14 protein-coding genes and 2 tRNA genes are annotated in these 14,331 nt (G+C 71.3%); 7 read left to right on the top strand and 9 right to left on the bottom strand.

Annotation, left to right across the window (positions count from 1 at the left end):
* Positions 1–12: 12 nt before the first annotated feature.
* The 5 genes from ACIP5K_RS11190 to ACIP5K_RS11170 form a co-directional block, all read right to left on the bottom strand.
* Positions 13–792, bottom strand: a complete 780-nt coding sequence (locus tag ACIP5K_RS11190) for an ABC transporter permease (protein ID WP_401407857.1) — start codon at positions 790–792, stop codon at positions 13–15.
* Positions 789–1,760: an ABC transporter ATP-binding protein gene (locus ACIP5K_RS11185; protein ID WP_401407855.1), complete on the bottom strand. Its 972-nt coding sequence runs from the start codon at positions 1,758–1,760 to the stop codon at positions 789–791. The genes ACIP5K_RS11190 and ACIP5K_RS11185 overlap by 4 nt, the downstream gene beginning before the upstream one ends.
* Positions 1,761–1,888: 128 nt before the next feature.
* A tRNA-Gly gene (locus tag ACIP5K_RS11180) sits at positions 1,889–1,964 on the bottom strand.
* A 79-nt stretch (positions 1,965–2,043) separates the two neighbouring features.
* A tRNA-Gly gene (locus ACIP5K_RS11175) sits at positions 2,044–2,115 on the bottom strand.
* Between the two features lie 135 nt (positions 2,116–2,250).
* On the bottom strand, positions 2,251–2,589 hold the full coding sequence (locus ACIP5K_RS11170) for an Lsr2 family protein (protein ID WP_401407853.1): 339 nt from the start codon (positions 2,587–2,589) through the stop codon (positions 2,251–2,253).
* 316 nt (positions 2,590–2,905) lie between these two features.
* Here ACIP5K_RS11170 and purS point away from each other — a divergent pair, with 316 nt between their 5' ends.
* The 5 genes from purS to ACIP5K_RS11145 all read left to right on the top strand — a co-directional run bounded on the left by purS (position 2,906) and on the right by ACIP5K_RS11145 (position 7,889).
* On the top strand, positions 2,906–3,172 hold the full coding sequence (purS, locus tag ACIP5K_RS11165; RefSeq protein ID WP_401407851.1) for a phosphoribosylformylglycinamidine synthase subunit PurS: 267 nt from the start codon (positions 2,906–2,908) through the stop codon (positions 3,170–3,172).
* On the top strand, positions 3,169–3,852 hold the full coding sequence (gene purQ, locus ACIP5K_RS11160; protein ID WP_401407849.1) for a phosphoribosylformylglycinamidine synthase subunit PurQ: 684 nt from the start codon (positions 3,169–3,171) through the stop codon (positions 3,850–3,852). The genes purS and purQ overlap by 4 nt, the downstream gene beginning before the upstream one ends.
* Positions 3,849–6,110, top strand: coding sequence for a phosphoribosylformylglycinamidine synthase subunit PurL (gene purL, locus ACIP5K_RS11155; RefSeq protein WP_401407847.1), 2,262 nt, complete (start codon positions 3,849–3,851; stop codon positions 6,108–6,110). The genes purQ and purL overlap by 4 nt, the downstream gene beginning before the upstream one ends.
* Positions 6,111–6,217: 107 nt before the next feature.
* Entirely contained in the window at positions 6,218–7,024 is an 807-nt protein-coding gene (locus tag ACIP5K_RS11150; protein WP_401407845.1) for a sterol carrier family protein, read from the top strand.
* Between the two features lie 49 nt (positions 7,025–7,073).
* Positions 7,074–7,889, top strand: coding sequence for an META domain-containing protein (locus tag ACIP5K_RS11145; protein WP_401407843.1), 816 nt, complete (start codon positions 7,074–7,076; stop codon positions 7,887–7,889).
* A gap of 20 nt (positions 7,890–7,909) precedes the next feature.
* Here the strand turns inward: ACIP5K_RS11145 and ACIP5K_RS11140 are convergent, their stop codons facing one another.
* Positions 7,910–9,319 (bottom strand): sulfatase, encoded by a 1,410-nt coding sequence (locus ACIP5K_RS11140; RefSeq protein WP_401407841.1) that lies wholly within the window; start codon positions 9,317–9,319, stop codon positions 7,910–7,912.
* A gap of 183 nt (positions 9,320–9,502) precedes the next feature.
* Positions 9,503–9,595: a putative leader peptide gene (locus tag ACIP5K_RS11135; protein WP_401407839.1), complete on the bottom strand. Its 93-nt coding sequence runs from the start codon at positions 9,593–9,595 to the stop codon at positions 9,503–9,505.
* Positions 9,596–9,869: 274 nt separating this feature from the next.
* Between ACIP5K_RS11135 and purF the strand changes: the two genes are divergently transcribed.
* Both purF and purM read left to right on the top strand, forming a co-directional pair.
* Positions 9,870–11,396: an amidophosphoribosyltransferase gene (gene purF, locus ACIP5K_RS11130; RefSeq protein WP_401407837.1), complete on the top strand. Its 1,527-nt coding sequence runs from the start codon at positions 9,870–9,872 to the stop codon at positions 11,394–11,396.
* A 33-nt stretch (positions 11,397–11,429) separates the two neighbouring features.
* Positions 11,430–12,497: a phosphoribosylformylglycinamidine cyclo-ligase gene (purM, locus tag ACIP5K_RS11125; RefSeq protein WP_401407835.1), complete on the top strand. Its 1,068-nt coding sequence runs from the start codon at positions 11,430–11,432 to the stop codon at positions 12,495–12,497.
* Positions 12,498–12,609: 112 nt separating this feature from the next.
* On the opposite strand, the gene ACIP5K_RS11120 is transcribed toward purM, so the two are convergent.
* Positions 12,610–12,876: a DUF3073 domain-containing protein gene (locus tag ACIP5K_RS11120; protein WP_401407833.1), complete on the bottom strand. Its 267-nt coding sequence runs from the start codon at positions 12,874–12,876 to the stop codon at positions 12,610–12,612.
* A gap of 246 nt (positions 12,877–13,122) precedes the next feature.
* On the bottom strand, positions 13,123–14,235 hold the full coding sequence (locus ACIP5K_RS11115) for a Leu/Phe/Val dehydrogenase (protein ID WP_401407831.1): 1,113 nt from the start codon (positions 14,233–14,235) through the stop codon (positions 13,123–13,125).
* Positions 14,236–14,331: the final 96 nt, after the last annotated feature.

Here is a 14,331-nt window from a genome sequence, read left to right as displayed (position 1 = left end):
GCACCCCTCGCCTCACCGCCGCGGCTCCCACCGGAAGCGCTTCTGGACAGCAAACACCGCGAGCCCGATCCAGGCCACCGCGAGCACGATCGCCTTCACGGCCTCCCCGCCGGACAGGGTGTCGCTCCAGCCGCCCCGCACCAGCGTGAGCGCCGAGGTCAGCGGCAGGAACTCGCACACGGCCGCCATCCGGTCGGGCAGCACCTCCAGCGGCACGACGCCCCCGGAGCCGATCATCGAGATGATCAGCATCGGCATCGCAGCGACCTGCGCGCTCTCCACACTGCGGCTGAACACCGTGGTGAGGGCGGCGAGCGCGACGCACAGCGGGATGCCCAGCAGGACGCCGAGCAGCACCAGCGGGGGAGCGCCGGGCGCCCCCGCGTCGAGCGCCAGCGCGCTCACGACGGCCACCGCCGCGCACTGCACGAGCCCGATCACCACCGACGGCACCGCGGCCCCGGCGAGGATCTCCAGGTCGCGCAGCTCACCGGTGCGCAGCCGCTTCAGGACGAGCTCCTCGCGCCGGGACGCGTAGACGCTCACCAGCGCGCTGTACACGGCGAACAGCAGGGAGAACGCGATCGCCGAGGAGACCATGACCGTGCCGATGTTCAGCCCGGCGTCCTTCAGGGAGCCCTTGTCGACCGTCCGGGAGACGCTGAAGGGCAGCACCAGCGGTACGAAGACCGCGGTGAACAGCACGCCCTTGCTGCGCCCGATGAGGGTGAACTCGGCCCGCGCGAGCGAGGCCAGCCGCCCCGGGGAGGTCGTCGTCGCCAGCGTGCTCATGCTGCCATCTCCTTGTCCCGTGCCGGTTCGGTGCCGTTCTTGGCGTTCCGCGCGATCCGCAGGAACGCCTCCTCCAGGGAGGCGCCGCGCACGTCGAGGCGGCGCAGCTCGACCCGGGCGTCCCGGGCCCACAGCAGCAGCCCGGTCGCGGCGCGCTGGAGGTCGTCGGTGCGCAGCCGGACCGTGCGGCCCTCGGTCTCGTGGCCGGTGACGCCGAGCGGGGCGAGCGGCGGCAGGTCGCCGAGCAGATAGCCCTCGGGCAGTTCGAAGGAGATGTGCGAGGGCTGGGCGGCGACGACCTCGGCGACGCGGCCCTCGGCGGCGATCCGCCCCTCGTGCAGGATCGCGAGCCGGTCGGCCAGGTCCTCGGCCTCTTCGAGGTAGTGCGTGGTCAGCAGGACGGTGGTGCCCTCGGCGCGCAGCCGGCGCACCAGTTCCCAGGTCTCCCGGCGGCCTTCGGCGTCGAGTCCGGTGGTGGGTTCGTCGAGGAACAGCACCTCGGGCCGTCCCAGCAGGGCGAGCGCCAGGTCGAGGCGCCGCTTCTCGCCGCCGGACAGCTGCTTGACGCGGACCTTGCCGCGTCCGCCGAGCCCGACCATGTCGAGTGCCTCGCCGACGGGCCGTGCCCCGCTGGTGCATCCGGCCCACATGCGGACGGTCTCGGTGACGCTCAGCTCGGAGGGGAAGCCGCCCTCCTGGAGCATCACGCCGATCCGCGGCCGCACCCGGTCCCGTTCGGTGTGCGGGTCGTGCCCGAGGATTCGCACCTGCCCGCCGGCCGGTGCCGCCAGCCCTTCGAGGAGTTCGACGGTGGAGGTCTTGCCCGCGCCGTTGGTGCCGAGGAGGGCGAAGAGTTCGCCGCGTCCCACGGAGAAGGTCACTCCGCGCACCGCTTCGAAGGAACCCCGTTCGTCCCCGTACACGCGGCGCAGATCAGTGACGTCGATCACGCGCTCGTTGTTGGTCATGGCTCCAGCCTTCCGCCGGCCGGGGCGGTGCGGCAGTGCGCGCTGTCATCGACGTCCGTGACAAATGTCAGACGGCGGGCCGCACACGCCGAAGGCCCGGATCCCTGGGGGATCCGGGCCTTCGGAACTGGAGCGAACGACGAGGTTCGAACTCGCGACCTCAACCTTGGCAAGGTTGCGCTCTACCAACTGAGCTACGTTCGCATGGCATCCGACCGGCTTTCACCGTGCGGCGCGAGCATCAGCCTACCGCACCCCGGAGGGCGGTCGGTACGCGATGCGGAGCGGGTGACAGGAATTGCACACTGCGCCTTCCCCCTGGAAGGGGGATGTTCTACTACTGAACTACACCCGCATCTACTCCGTGGGGTCCGGCCCTGCGGCCTTGCCCCTCGGCGTGCTCCAGACTCTAGCCGACCGCCGGGGGTGCAGCGCAAGTCGGTTGCCGCGAGGGGCATCTGACGGGGTGGCCGCGGGGCGGGCGCCGCCCTCAGTTGGCCTTGGCGAACTCCTCGTAGATCCGCTTGGGGATGCGGCCGCGCGGCGGCACGTCCAGGTGGTTCGAGCGGGCCCAGGCGCGCACGGCGGCCGGGTCCGGGCTCACGGACGTGTGCGTGAACACCTTGGCCGTCCGGTCGGTCCTGGCCGCCCGGCCGTTCCGCTTGCGGCCGGCCTGGAGGTACGGGGCCAGGGCCTTGCGGAGCTGTTTGGCGTGGGCCTGATTCAGGTCGATCTCGTACGACCTGCCGTCGAGACCGAAGGCGACCGTCTCCGCCGCTTCCGAGCCGTCGATGTCGTCAAAGAGAGTGACCACGACACGCTGCGCCACGAATATCGGTCCCTTCGTCCGGCATCCCCGCTTTGACGTGCGGAGATGTCGACTGTTCCGGTCTGTTTCCGGTTTCTGCCCATTCCTTTTTACCCTGTCCGGCATTGCAGAGGGAAGACCATTTAAAAACCTCCGCGTGTCTGCCCTCATGGATATGCCAGGGTCTTTCGGTGTCTTTCCCTTATTTTTCCGTGCGGATCTCGCGTCGTTGCCGTAACGTGACGCGGCTCTCGTAGATTCCTACTGTCTACGCGAGTAGAAGATTTGGGCGGGTACTCTGAACGGACCTGCTCAGCACCACACACCGGGAGTGCCAGTGGCACGCGTCGTAGTCGACGTCATGCTCAAGCCGGAGATCCTCGACCCCCAGGGCCAGGCGGTGCAGCGTGCGCTGCCGCGCCTCGGTTTCGACGGCATCTCCGACGTCCGCCAGGGAAAGCGTTTCGAGCTGGAGGTGGACGGGCCGGTGGACGACGCCGCGCTCGCCCGTATCCACGAGCTGGCGGAAACCTTCCTCGCCAACACCGTGATCGAGAACTTCACCGTCAAGGTCGAGGAGCTTGTCGCGGGAGTCGAAAAGTGACCGCTCGTATTGGCGTCGTCACCTTTCCGGGATCGCTCGACGACCGGGACACGCAGCGCGCGATCCGTCTCGCGGGCGCCGAGCCGGTCGCTCTCTGGCACAAGGACAAGGACCTGAAGCAGGTCGACGCGGTGGTCCTGCCGGGCGGATTCAGTTACGGCGATTACCTGCGCGCGGGCGCCATTTCGCGGTTCTCGCCGGTCATGGAGAGCCTGATCGGCGAGGCGAGGGCGGGCCTGCCGGTCCTGGGGATCTGCAACGGGTTCCAGGTCCTCACCGAGGCCCACCTGCTCCCCGGCGCGATGCTGGGCAACGACCACCTGCACTTCATCTGCCGCGACCAGAAGCTGCGGGTGGAGAACGCGGGCACGGCCTGGACGTCCGACTACGAGGCGGGCCAGGAGATCCACATCCCGCTGAAGAACATGGACGGCCGCTACGTCGCCGACGAGCGCACCCTCGACATGCTGGAGGCGGAGGGCCGCGTCGTCTTCCGGTACCTCGACGTCAACCCGAACGGCTCGCTCCGCGACATCGCCGGCATCACGAACGCGGCGGGCAACGTCGTCGGCCTGATGCCGCACCCGGAGCACGCCGTCGAGCCCCTCGTCGGGTCCGGCCGCACCGACGGCCTCCCCTTCTTCACCTCGATCCTCAAGAAGCTGGTCGCCGCCTCATGAGCCTCGACACCGTAGAGAACGCGAGCAAGACGCCCGACGTCGACCTCCCCTGGGCCGAACTCGGCCTGAAGAAGGACGAGTACGAGCGCGTCGTGGAGATCCTCGGCCGCCGCCCGACCGGCGCCGAGCTGGCCATGTACTCGGTCATGTGGTCCGAGCACTGCTCGTACAAGTCGTCCAAGGTGCACCTGCGCCAGTTCGGCGAGAAGGCCCCGCAGTCCGACGCGATGCTCGTCGGCATCGGCGAGAACGCGGGCGTCGTCGACGTCGGCCAGGGCTACGCCGTCACCTTCAAGGTCGAGTCGCACAACCACCCCTCCTACGTCGAGCCCTACCAGGGCGCGGCCACGGGCGTGGGCGGCATCGTGCGCGACATCATCGCCATGGGCGCCCGCCCGGTCGCGGTCGTCGACCCGCTGCGCTTCGGCGCCGCCGACCACCCCGACACCAAGCGCGTGCTCCCGGGCGTCGTCGCCGGCATCGGCGGCTACGGCAACTGCCTGGGCCTGCCGAACATCGGCGGCGAGGTCGTCTTCGACTCCTGCTACCAGGGCAACCCGCTGGTCAACGCCGGTGCGATCGGCGTCATGCGGCACGAGGACATCCACCTCGCGAAGGCGTCCGGCGCGGGCAACAAGGTCATCATGTACGGCGCGCGGACCGGCGGCGACGGCATCGGCGGCGCCTCCATCCTGGCCTCCGAGACCTTCGACGACGCCAAGCCGTCGAAGCGCCCCGCGGTGCAGGTCGGCGACCCGTTCCAGGAGAAGCTCCTCATCGAGTGCACCCTGGAGGCGTTCGCCGAGAAGCTCGTCGTCGGCATCCAGGACCTCGGCGCGGCCGGCATCTCCTGCGCCACCAGCGAGCTGGCGTCCAACGGCTCGGGCGGCATGCGCGTCGAGCTGGACGACGTACCGCTGCGCGACTCCACGCTCTCGCCGGAGGAGATCCTCATGAGCGAGTCGCAGGAGCGCATGTGCGCCGTCGTGGAGCCCGGCAAGGTCGACCGCTTCCTGGAGATCTGCGAGAAGTGGGACGTCATCGCCACCGTCATCGGTGAGGTCACCGACGGCGACCGGCTGGAGATCTTCTGGCACGGCGAGAAGATCGTCGACGTCGACCCGCGCACGGTCGCCCACGACGGCCCGGTCTACGAGCGTCCCTACGCCCGCCCCGAGTGGCAGGACGCGCTCCAGGCCGACGACGCGAACGCGCTGCCCCGGCCGACGACCGGGGACGAGCTGCGGCAGCAGGTCCTCGCGCTGGTCGCGTCGCCGAACCAGGCGTCGAAGAAGTGGATCACCCAGCAGTACGACCACTTCGTGCAGGGCAACACCGTCCTCGCGCAGCCCGAGGACTCGGGCATGATCCGCATCGACGAGGAGTCCGGCCTCGGCGTCGCCATCGCGACGGACGGCAACGGCCGGTTCGCGAAGCTCGACCCGTACACGGGCGCGCAGCTCGCCCTCGCGGAGGCGTACCGCAACGTGGCGACGACCGGCGCCAAGCCGCTCGCCGTCTCCGACTGCCTGAACTTCGGCTCGCCCGAGGACCCGGCCGTCATGTGGCAGTTCGCCGAGGCCGTGCGCGGTCTCGCCGACGGCTGCCTCCAGCTCGGCACCCCGGTGACCGGTGGCAACGTCTCGCTGTACAACCAGACGGGCGAGGCCGCGATCCACCCGACGCCGGTCGTCGCCGTCCTCGGCGTCATCGACGACGTGGCCCGGCGCACCCCGGTCGCCTTCCAGGAAGAGGGCCAGCTCCTCTACCTGCTGGGCGACACCCGCGGGGAGTTCGGCGGTTCGGCCTGGTCGCAGGTGGTCCACGACCACCTCGGCGGGCTGCCGCCGACGGTGGACCTGGAGCGCGAGCGGCTGCTCGGCGACATCCTGATCTCCGCCTCCCGCGACGGCATGATCGACGCCGCGCACGACCTGTCCGACGGCGGCCTGATCCAGGCCGTGGTCGAGTCGGCGCTGCTCGGCGGGAAGGGCGCGCGCCTGATCGTCCCCGACGGGCTCGACGCGTTCACGTTCCTCTTCTCGGAGTCGGCCGGCCGCGCGGTCGTGTCCGTGCCGCGCAGCGAGGAGCTGCGGTTCAACGACATGTGCGGGGCGCGCGGTCTGCCCGTCACCCGCATCGGTGTCGTGGACGGTTCCGGCGACGACGCCGCGGTGGACGTGCAGGGCGAGTTCGCCCTGTCGCTCGCCGAGCTGCGCGTGGCGCACGAGGAGACGCTGCCGGCGCTGCTGGCCTAGCGCGCGGTACGTGACCGAGGGCCCCGTCCGGACGCGCTCCGGCCGGGGCCCTCGTCCGCCCGCCGTCCGCCCGCACGGCGTCGCGGCGCGGGCGTAGGGTCGCCGTCATGGCCCCGCCCAAGACCTCCGGGAAGCGCGCGCGCTCCTACGACACCGAGAAGCTCCGCACCGCCGTCCTGGCCCAGTTCGCCGCCGTGCGCGCGGCCGTCGAGGCGCTCACGCCCGAGCAGCTCGCGGCGCCCACCCGGCTCGGCGACTGGACGGTGCGGGAGCTGGCCGCGCACGTCACCATGGCCGTCGGCATGCTGCCGCGCGGCCTCGCCGAGCCCGCCCCGGCCCGGGCCGACCTGGCCCTCCTGGACTATCCCGCGCTGACCGCGCCCGCCGCCTCCGCCATCGCCGACGGCGTCCGGGAGCTGGCGGACAGCGCGCCGCCGGGCGAGCTGTACGCGCGGGTCGCCGCCGGGCTCGACACGTATCTGCCGCCGGGCGTCGACGGCACCCGGCCCGTGGCGCACCGGGTCGGCACGATGACCCTGACCGACGTCCTCGTCACCCGCGCCGTCGAACTCGCCGTGCACACCGACGACCTGAACGACGCGCTGCCCGCGCTCGGACTGCCCGTCGAGCGGCAACTGCTGGCCGCGGCGACGAGGTTCCTCGCCGACGCGCTCGCCGCCAGGGCGCCCGGCGGCTCCACCGAGGTCCGCATCCCGCCGTTCGCGGTCGTGCAGTGCGTCGAGGGCCCCCGGCACACCCGCGGCACCCCGCCCAACGTCGTGGAGACCGACCCGCTGACCTGGATCCGCCTGGCCACGGGACGGACGACGTGGCCGGCGGCGCTCGACGCGGCCCAGGTCAGCGCCAGCGGCGAACGGGCCGACCTGGAAGCCCTGTTGCCGATCATGGCGTGAATCGCACGGCGGACGGAACCGGTCGGCTGGTCCGTCCCGTCGCACCGGCATGTTCCCGCAACGCAGCAGCACCCGCGCCCTGTTCGCCGCGGCCCTGCCGGTGGCCGCGCTCGCCGCGGTCACGGCCTGTGCGGAGGAGAAGGCCCCCGGATCGGTGGCGGCCGTCGGGGTGCCCGCCACCGGCGTCCACTGGAGCGTGCGCGGCATGACCGTGGACGGCACGACGACGAAGGCGCCGCGCGGCGCGTATCTGGAGTTCGTGTCCGACGCCCGGGTCCGCGGCGACTACGGCTGCCACCGCTTCGATGCCCCGGCCGAGGTCGGCGCCGACACCGTCGACCTCGGCCGGCCCGCGACCACGGAGGTGTTCTGCCGGGACGCGCGGCAGCGCGCCTTCGACAGGGCGCTCGCCCGCGCCCTCGCCGCCGAGAACACGATCAGCGCGGCCGGCCGCGACGGACTGACCCTCACCGGCCCGGACGGCGCCACGATCTCCCTGGTCAAGCAGCGCGACGCCGCGCTCGTCGGCACCAGGTGGACCGTCACGGGTCTCGGCGCGGACGGCACCACCGAGCCGCTGCCGAAGGCCGCCGCGGGCCGGGCCCGCCTCGTCTTCGCCGAGGACGGCACGGTCGGCGCCCGCCTCGGCTGCAACAGCGGCGGCGCCGAGGCCACCGTCGCGGACGGCCACCTCACCTTCGGCCCGCTGACCTCCACCAGGATGGGGTGCGTCGGCGAGGCGTCCGACGTGGAGCAGACGATGCGGACCGTCCTCACGGGCAGGGCGCGTTACGACATCCAGGGCGACACCCTGACCGTGGAGGCGGCCGACGGCACCGCGATCACCCTGACCGCCGGCGCCTGACACCGGCGGTCGGCGGGTTCTCAGGACGGGTAGGGCAGCAGCGTCTTGTCCGTCTTCTCCCACACCGCCTTCAGCTCGGCCAGCAGCGCGGGCTCGTCGGCGGCCCGGTCGGCCTGCTCGCGGCGGTCGGCGGAGAGGTCGAACAGCTGGTCGGCGCCGCTCCTGCCCCGGTAGTACTTCCAGTCGCCCCGGCGCACGGCGCGCTCCCCGCGCACCCGCCAGAACAGCTCACGCTCCTTCAGGGCGGCGCCGCGCAGCAGATACCCGGCGAGGCTGGTGCCGTCGAGCGGGTGGCCGGGGTCGGGCCGGGCGCCGCCGATCTCCAGCAGGGTCGCCGTCCAGTCCGGCGTGAAGACCGGCTCGTGGCTGACCTGCCCGGCGTCGATCCGGGCGGGCCAGCGCACGATCGTCGGCACCCGGATGCCGCCCTCCTGGAGGGAGGCCTTGTTGCCGGACAGCGGCCAGTTGTAGGAGAAGCGCTCGCCGCCGTTGTCGGAGGCGAAGAAGACGAGGGTGTCGTCCTCCTGCCCCGACTCCTTCAGGGCGGCGAGCACCTTGCCGACCGAGCGGTCGAGGTCCTCGACCATCTGCGTGTACTTCGCCACCGATCCGCCGTCGGTGTGGAAGAGCGCCCGCGCGTCGCCCGCCCGGATCTTCCGCGCGACCTCGGCGCTCTCCTCCTCGTCCCCGTCGGCGATCCACGGCCAGTGCGGGGTGGTGAAGTTCAGGTTGAGCAGCCACGGACCGTCGCCGTGGTCGCGGCGCACGTACTCGCTCGCCCGCTCGGTCAGGATCCGCGTGTAGTACCGCAGGTCCTTGTACTCGGCGTCGCCCTCGTACAGGTCGTACTCGCCGCCGAGCCCCAGCTTCGAGTAGTACTCCAGGGCCCCGCCGAAGTTCCCGAAGAACTCGTCCCAGCCGGACTTCGTGGGCGAGTAGTCCGGCAGGTAGCCGCAGTGCCACTTGCCGATCAGCGCGGTCGAGTAGCCCGCGCCGCGCAGCAGCGAGGCGAGCGTGGGGTGGTTCGGGTCGAGCCCGACGGACCGGTCGGCTATCGGCTCGGCGAGCCCGCCCTTCGTCCGGCCCGGGTAGCGGCCGGTGTAGAGGCTGAACCGGGTCGGCGAGCAGGTCGCCGACCCGCTGTAGGCGTCGGTGAAGCGCACGCCCTGGCGGGCCAGCCGGTCCAGGTGCGGGGTCCTGATGTGGGGCGCGCCGTACGAGGACAGGTCCGCCCAGCCCAGGTCGTCGCCCAGGATGAACAGGATGTTGGGCCGCCGGGACCTGCGGTGGGCGGCGGCGCGGAACGGGGTCTCGCGGGGCGCGGCGGCGGCCTCGGCGGCGGCCGGTGCGGCCGTGACGCCGAGCGCGGCGACGGCGGCGGCCCCGCCCAGCGCGGAGCGGCGGGACAGGTTCGGGACGTGCGGGGTCATGGGAGGACTCCGGGGAGACGGCGCCCCGACAGGGGGCGCGGGGAACTGCGCGCGGGCAGCCGGCGACCGCCGACGGCCCGCACGCAGGAGGAGACAGCGAGGAGAAAAGGGGCACAGGGGACCGCCCCGGACGGACCTCAGCCGCCGATCACGGCCGGAGGGGGTGCGGACGGCGGGTGGAACTCAGACGCAGCGACAGATGGCGCTCGCGACACGGACCAGGTCGACGTGGCGGCGCTCCACGAGGGTGACCGTGCGGTCACGGAGGGGCTGCATGATCCAGGACCTTGCCGAGTCTGACGTACACCTGTCAACGGTGCGTCCGCACTCCGGACCCGCCGCCTCCGCCCCGACAGCGACATCGGTCACACCTGCCGTACCCCTCGGGCGGACCCGTCCGGTTCCGCCGTTTGGCCAGGTCAGAGCCGTGGATCCGGGTCGGCTCCGCGGGGGCGCCGGGGTCGCGACGACGCGCTGCCACGGCGTGTCAACGCCGAAACCCCCTGTCCCCAATTCGGACCAGTGGTCGATCACGTCTACACTCGGTCGCGTGCCACGTGGTGACGGTCGACTCAATCATGATCTGCTCCCCGGCGAGAAAGGCCCCCAGGACGCTTGCGGCGTCTTCGGTGTCTGGGCTCCGGGTGAAGAGGTCGCCAAACTCACTTACTTCGGGCTCTACGCCCTCCAGCATCGGGGTCAGGAATCCGCGGGAATCGCGGTCAGCAACGGCTCCCAGATCCTCGTCTTCAAGGACATGGGACTCGTCTCCCAGGTCTTCGACGAGACGTCCCTCGGTTCCCTCCAAGGTCATATCGCGGTCGGTCACGCCCGCTACTCGACCACCGGGGCCTCCGTGTGGGAGAACGCCCAGCCGACGTTCCGCGCCACCGCGCACGGTTCGATCGCGCTCGGCCACAACGGCAACCTGGTCAACACGGCGCAGCTCGCCGAGATGGTCGCCGACCTCCCCAAGGAGAACGGCCGCGCCACCCAGGTGGCGGCCACCAACGACACCGACCTGGTCACGGCGCTGCTCGCCGGCCAGGTCGACGACGACGGCAAGCCGCTGACCCTGGAGGAGGCCGCCGCCAAGGTGCTGCCCCAGGTCAAGGGCGCCTTCTCGCTCGTCTACATGGACGAGCACACCCTGTACGCGGCGCGCGACCCGCAGGGCATCCGCCCGCTGGTCCTCGGCCGCCTGGAGCGCGGCTGGGTGGTGGCCTCCGAGTCCGCCGCCCTCGACATCTGCGGCGCCGCGTACGTCCGCGAGATCGAGCCGGGCGAGTTCGTCGCCATCGACGAGAACGGCCTGCGAACGTCCCGCTTCGCCGAAGCAAAGCCCAAGGGCTGTGTCTTCGAGTACGTGTACCTGGCCCGTCCCGACACCGACATCGCCGGGCGGAACGTCTACCTCTCCCGCGTGGAGATGGGCCGCAAGCTCGCCAAGGAAGCCCCGGTCGACGCCGATCTGGTCATAGCGACCCCGGAATCCGGGACCCCCGCGGCGATCGGCTACGCGGAGGCGTCCGGCATCCCGTTCGGTGCGGGTCTGGTGAAGAACGCCTATGTGGGCCGTACCTTCATCCAGCCCTCCCAGACGATCCGCCAGCTGGGCATCCGGCTGAAGCTGAACCCGCTGAAGGAAGTCATCAAGGGCAAGCGGCTGGTCGTCGTCGACGACTCGATCGTGCGCGGCAACACCCAGCGCGCCCTGGTCCGCATGCTCCGCGAGGCCGGCGCGGCGGAGGTCCACATCCGGATCTCGTCCCCGCCCGTGAAGTGGCCCTGCTTCTTCGGCATCGACTTCGCGACCCGCGCCGAGCTGATCGCCAACGGCATGTCGGTCCAGGAGATCGGCACCTCGCTCGGGGCGGACTCCCTCTCCTACATCTCCATCGACGGCATGATCGAGGCCACGACCATCGACAAGCCGAACCTCTGCCGCGCCTGCTTCGACGGCGAGTACCCGATGGATCTCCCCGACCCGGAACTGCTCGGCAAGCAGCTCCTGGAGACGGAACTGGCCGCGGGACCCGCCGCCACGGCTGCGGCCGACGCGATCCGTCGCCCGTAGACCCCGATTCACCAACCCGAAAGATCCCAGGCAATGTCTGAGACCACAGGTGCCAGTTACGCGTCCGCGGGCGTCGACATCGAAGCCGGTGACCGCGCCGTCGAGCTGATGAAAGAGTGGGTGAAGAAGACGCAGCGCCCCGAGGTCCTCGGCGGCCTCGGCGGCTTCGCCGGCCTCTTCGACGCCTCCGCCCTCAAGAAGTACGAGCGTCCGCTGCTCGCCTCCGCCACCGACGGCGTCGGCACGAAGGTCGACATCGCCCGCCAGCTGGGCGTCTACGACACGATCGGCCACGACCTCGTCGCGATGGTCATGGACGACATCGTCGTCTGCGGCGCCGAGCCGCTCTTCATGACCGACTACATCTGCGTCGGCAAGGTCCACCCCGAGCGCGTCGCCGCCATCGTGAAGGGCATCGCGGAGGGCTGCGTCCTCGCCGGCTGCGCCCTGGTCGGCGGCGAGACGGCCGAGCACCCGGGCCTGCTGGGCCCCGACGACTTCGACGTCGCGGGCGCCGGTACGGGCGTCGTGGAGCACGCCGACCTGCTGGGCCCGGACCGTATCCGTACGGGTGACGCGGTGATCGCCATGGCGTCCTCCGGTCTTCACTCCAACGGGTACTCGCTGGTCCGGCACGTCCTCCTCGACCGCGCGGGCCTGACGCTCGACCGGCACGTGGACGAGCTGGGCCGCACGCTCGGCGAGGAACTCCTCGAACCCACCAAGATCTACTCGCTGGACTGCCTGTCGCTGACCAGCACCACCCGGGTCCACGCCTACAGCCACATCACGGGCGGCGGCCTCGCGGCCAACCTGGCCCGGGTGATCCCGGACGGCCTGCACGCCACGGTCGACCGCGCCACCTGGACCCCGGACCCGATCTTCGGCCTCGTCGGCTCGGCGGGCCGGGTCGAGCGCCTGGAGCTGGAGAAGACGCTGAACATGGGCGTCGGCATGATGGCGATCGTCCCGCAGGAGTCGGTGGACGTCGCCCTCGCGACCCTCGCCGACCGCGGGGTCGACGCGTGGGTCGCCGGTGAGATCACCGACCGCGGCGACCGCACGACGGGCGCGGAGCTCACGGGCGACTACGCGCAGTAACCCGCACGGAGCAGCACAAAACCCGGTCCGGGGTGGTGACACCCCGGACCGGGTGAGTGCAGAGGTCGTCAGAAGCGGGTTACGCGCTGAAAACGCTCAGTGTGGTACGAGGTCAAGCGCCGCGGCGCTGCGACGAAGGTCCAGACTCGCCGGAGTCGTCTTCCTCGTCGTCGTCGTACATATCCGCATAGCGGGCGTACGGGTCGTCTTCCTCGTCGTCGTCCTCGAAAGGCTCACCGTTCGGCGGCTGATTCGATACTGGATTCGACGTCGATGCGCCCAGCTCATTGGCCAGACGCGAGAGGTCAGTCCCGCCGCTGCTGTACTTCAGCTGGCGGGCGACCTTCGTCTGCTTGGCCTTTGCCCGGCCGCGCCCCATGGCTCGACCCCCTCGGTGACGGGGCTCGACGGCCCCAGAGTCTTGACACGCGTTCATGATCTGGAACGGACTCTCCGCAGAGAGACCGGTCCGTAGGGCTTCCACGGTACCTGAGCCCACGCCCATACGGTACGTCGCCCACAGGACGCGCCTGTGCACAGGACCAGCAAGGAGCCCTGTCCTCGCTGGTCAGCTGCGATTTTAACCTCTTCTCGGCGGACGACCCGCCGATCGGCGTGACTCTTCTTACGCGGGAACGCCGATCACGCCCCGGCCGCGCGCCTCCGCCATCCGCTGTTCGGCGATCCGGTCGGCCGCCGCGGCCGGCGGAATCCCGTCGGCCTTTGCGCGCGCGAAGATACCGAGGGTGGTGTCGAAGATCCGCGCGGCCTTCGCCTTGCAGCGGTCGAAGTCGAAGCCGTGCAGCTCGTCGGCGACCTGGATGACGCCGCCCGCGTTGACCACGTAGTCCGGGGCGTAGAGGATCCCGCGGTCGGCGAGGTCCTTCTCGACGCCCGGGTGCGCGAGCTGGTTGTTGGCCGCGCCGCACACCACCTTGGCGGTCAGCACCGGCACGGTCTCGTCGTTCAGGGCCGCGCCGAGCGCGCACGGCGCGTAGACGTCGAGACCCGGCTCGCGGATCAGCGCGTCGGTGTCCGCCACGACCCGCACCCCGGGGTGCCGGTCGGTGATCCGCCGCACCGACTCGGCGCGCACGTCGGTGATCACGACCTCGGCGCCCTCGTCCCGCAGGTGCTCGACCAGGTGGTGCCCCACCTTGCCCACGCCCGCGATGCCGACCGTGCGCCCGCGCAGCGACGGATCGCCCCACAGGTGCCGGGCGCTGGCCCGCATGCCCTGGTAGACGCCGAAGGCGGTGAGGACGGACGAGTCGCCGGCCCCGCCGTTCTGCGGCGAGCGGCCCGTCGTCCAGCGGCACTCGCGCGCGACGACGTCCATGTCGGCGACGTAGGTGCCGACGTCGCACGCCGTCACGTAGCGCCCGCCGAGCGAGGCCACGAACCGGCCGTAGGCGAGCAGCAGCTCCTCGCTCTTCACGACGTCCGGGTCGCCGATGATCACGGCCTTGCCGCCGCCGTGGTCGAGCCCGGCCATGGCGTTCTTGTACGACATGCCGCGGGCGAGGTTCAGCGCGTCGGCGACGGCGTCCGCCTCGGAGGCGTAGGGGTAGAAGCGGGTGCCGCCGAGGGCGGGGCCCAGGGCGGTCGAGTGGAGGGCGATGACGGCCTTGAGGCCGCTGGCCCGGTCCTGGCAGAGAACGACCTGCTCGTGTCCCCCCTGGTCCGAGTGGAAGAGGGTGTGCAGTACGTCAGCAGGCGCGCCGGTCACATCGGTCACTGTGGTGACTCCCAAGTACATAGCGGCGGTTGAGCGGATTCCCGTACGGGTGGCGGGCGTCCGTGGTGGTGCGTGAGCACGAGATTAGAACCTGCG

This window comes from Streptomyces sp. NPDC088785 (genome assembly GCF_044750685.1).
GTDB lineage: Bacteria > Actinomycetota > Actinomycetes > Streptomycetales > Streptomycetaceae > Streptomyces.
The sequence above is the reverse complement of the archived record's forward strand: the minus strand, read 5'-3'. Positions and strand labels throughout refer to the sequence as shown.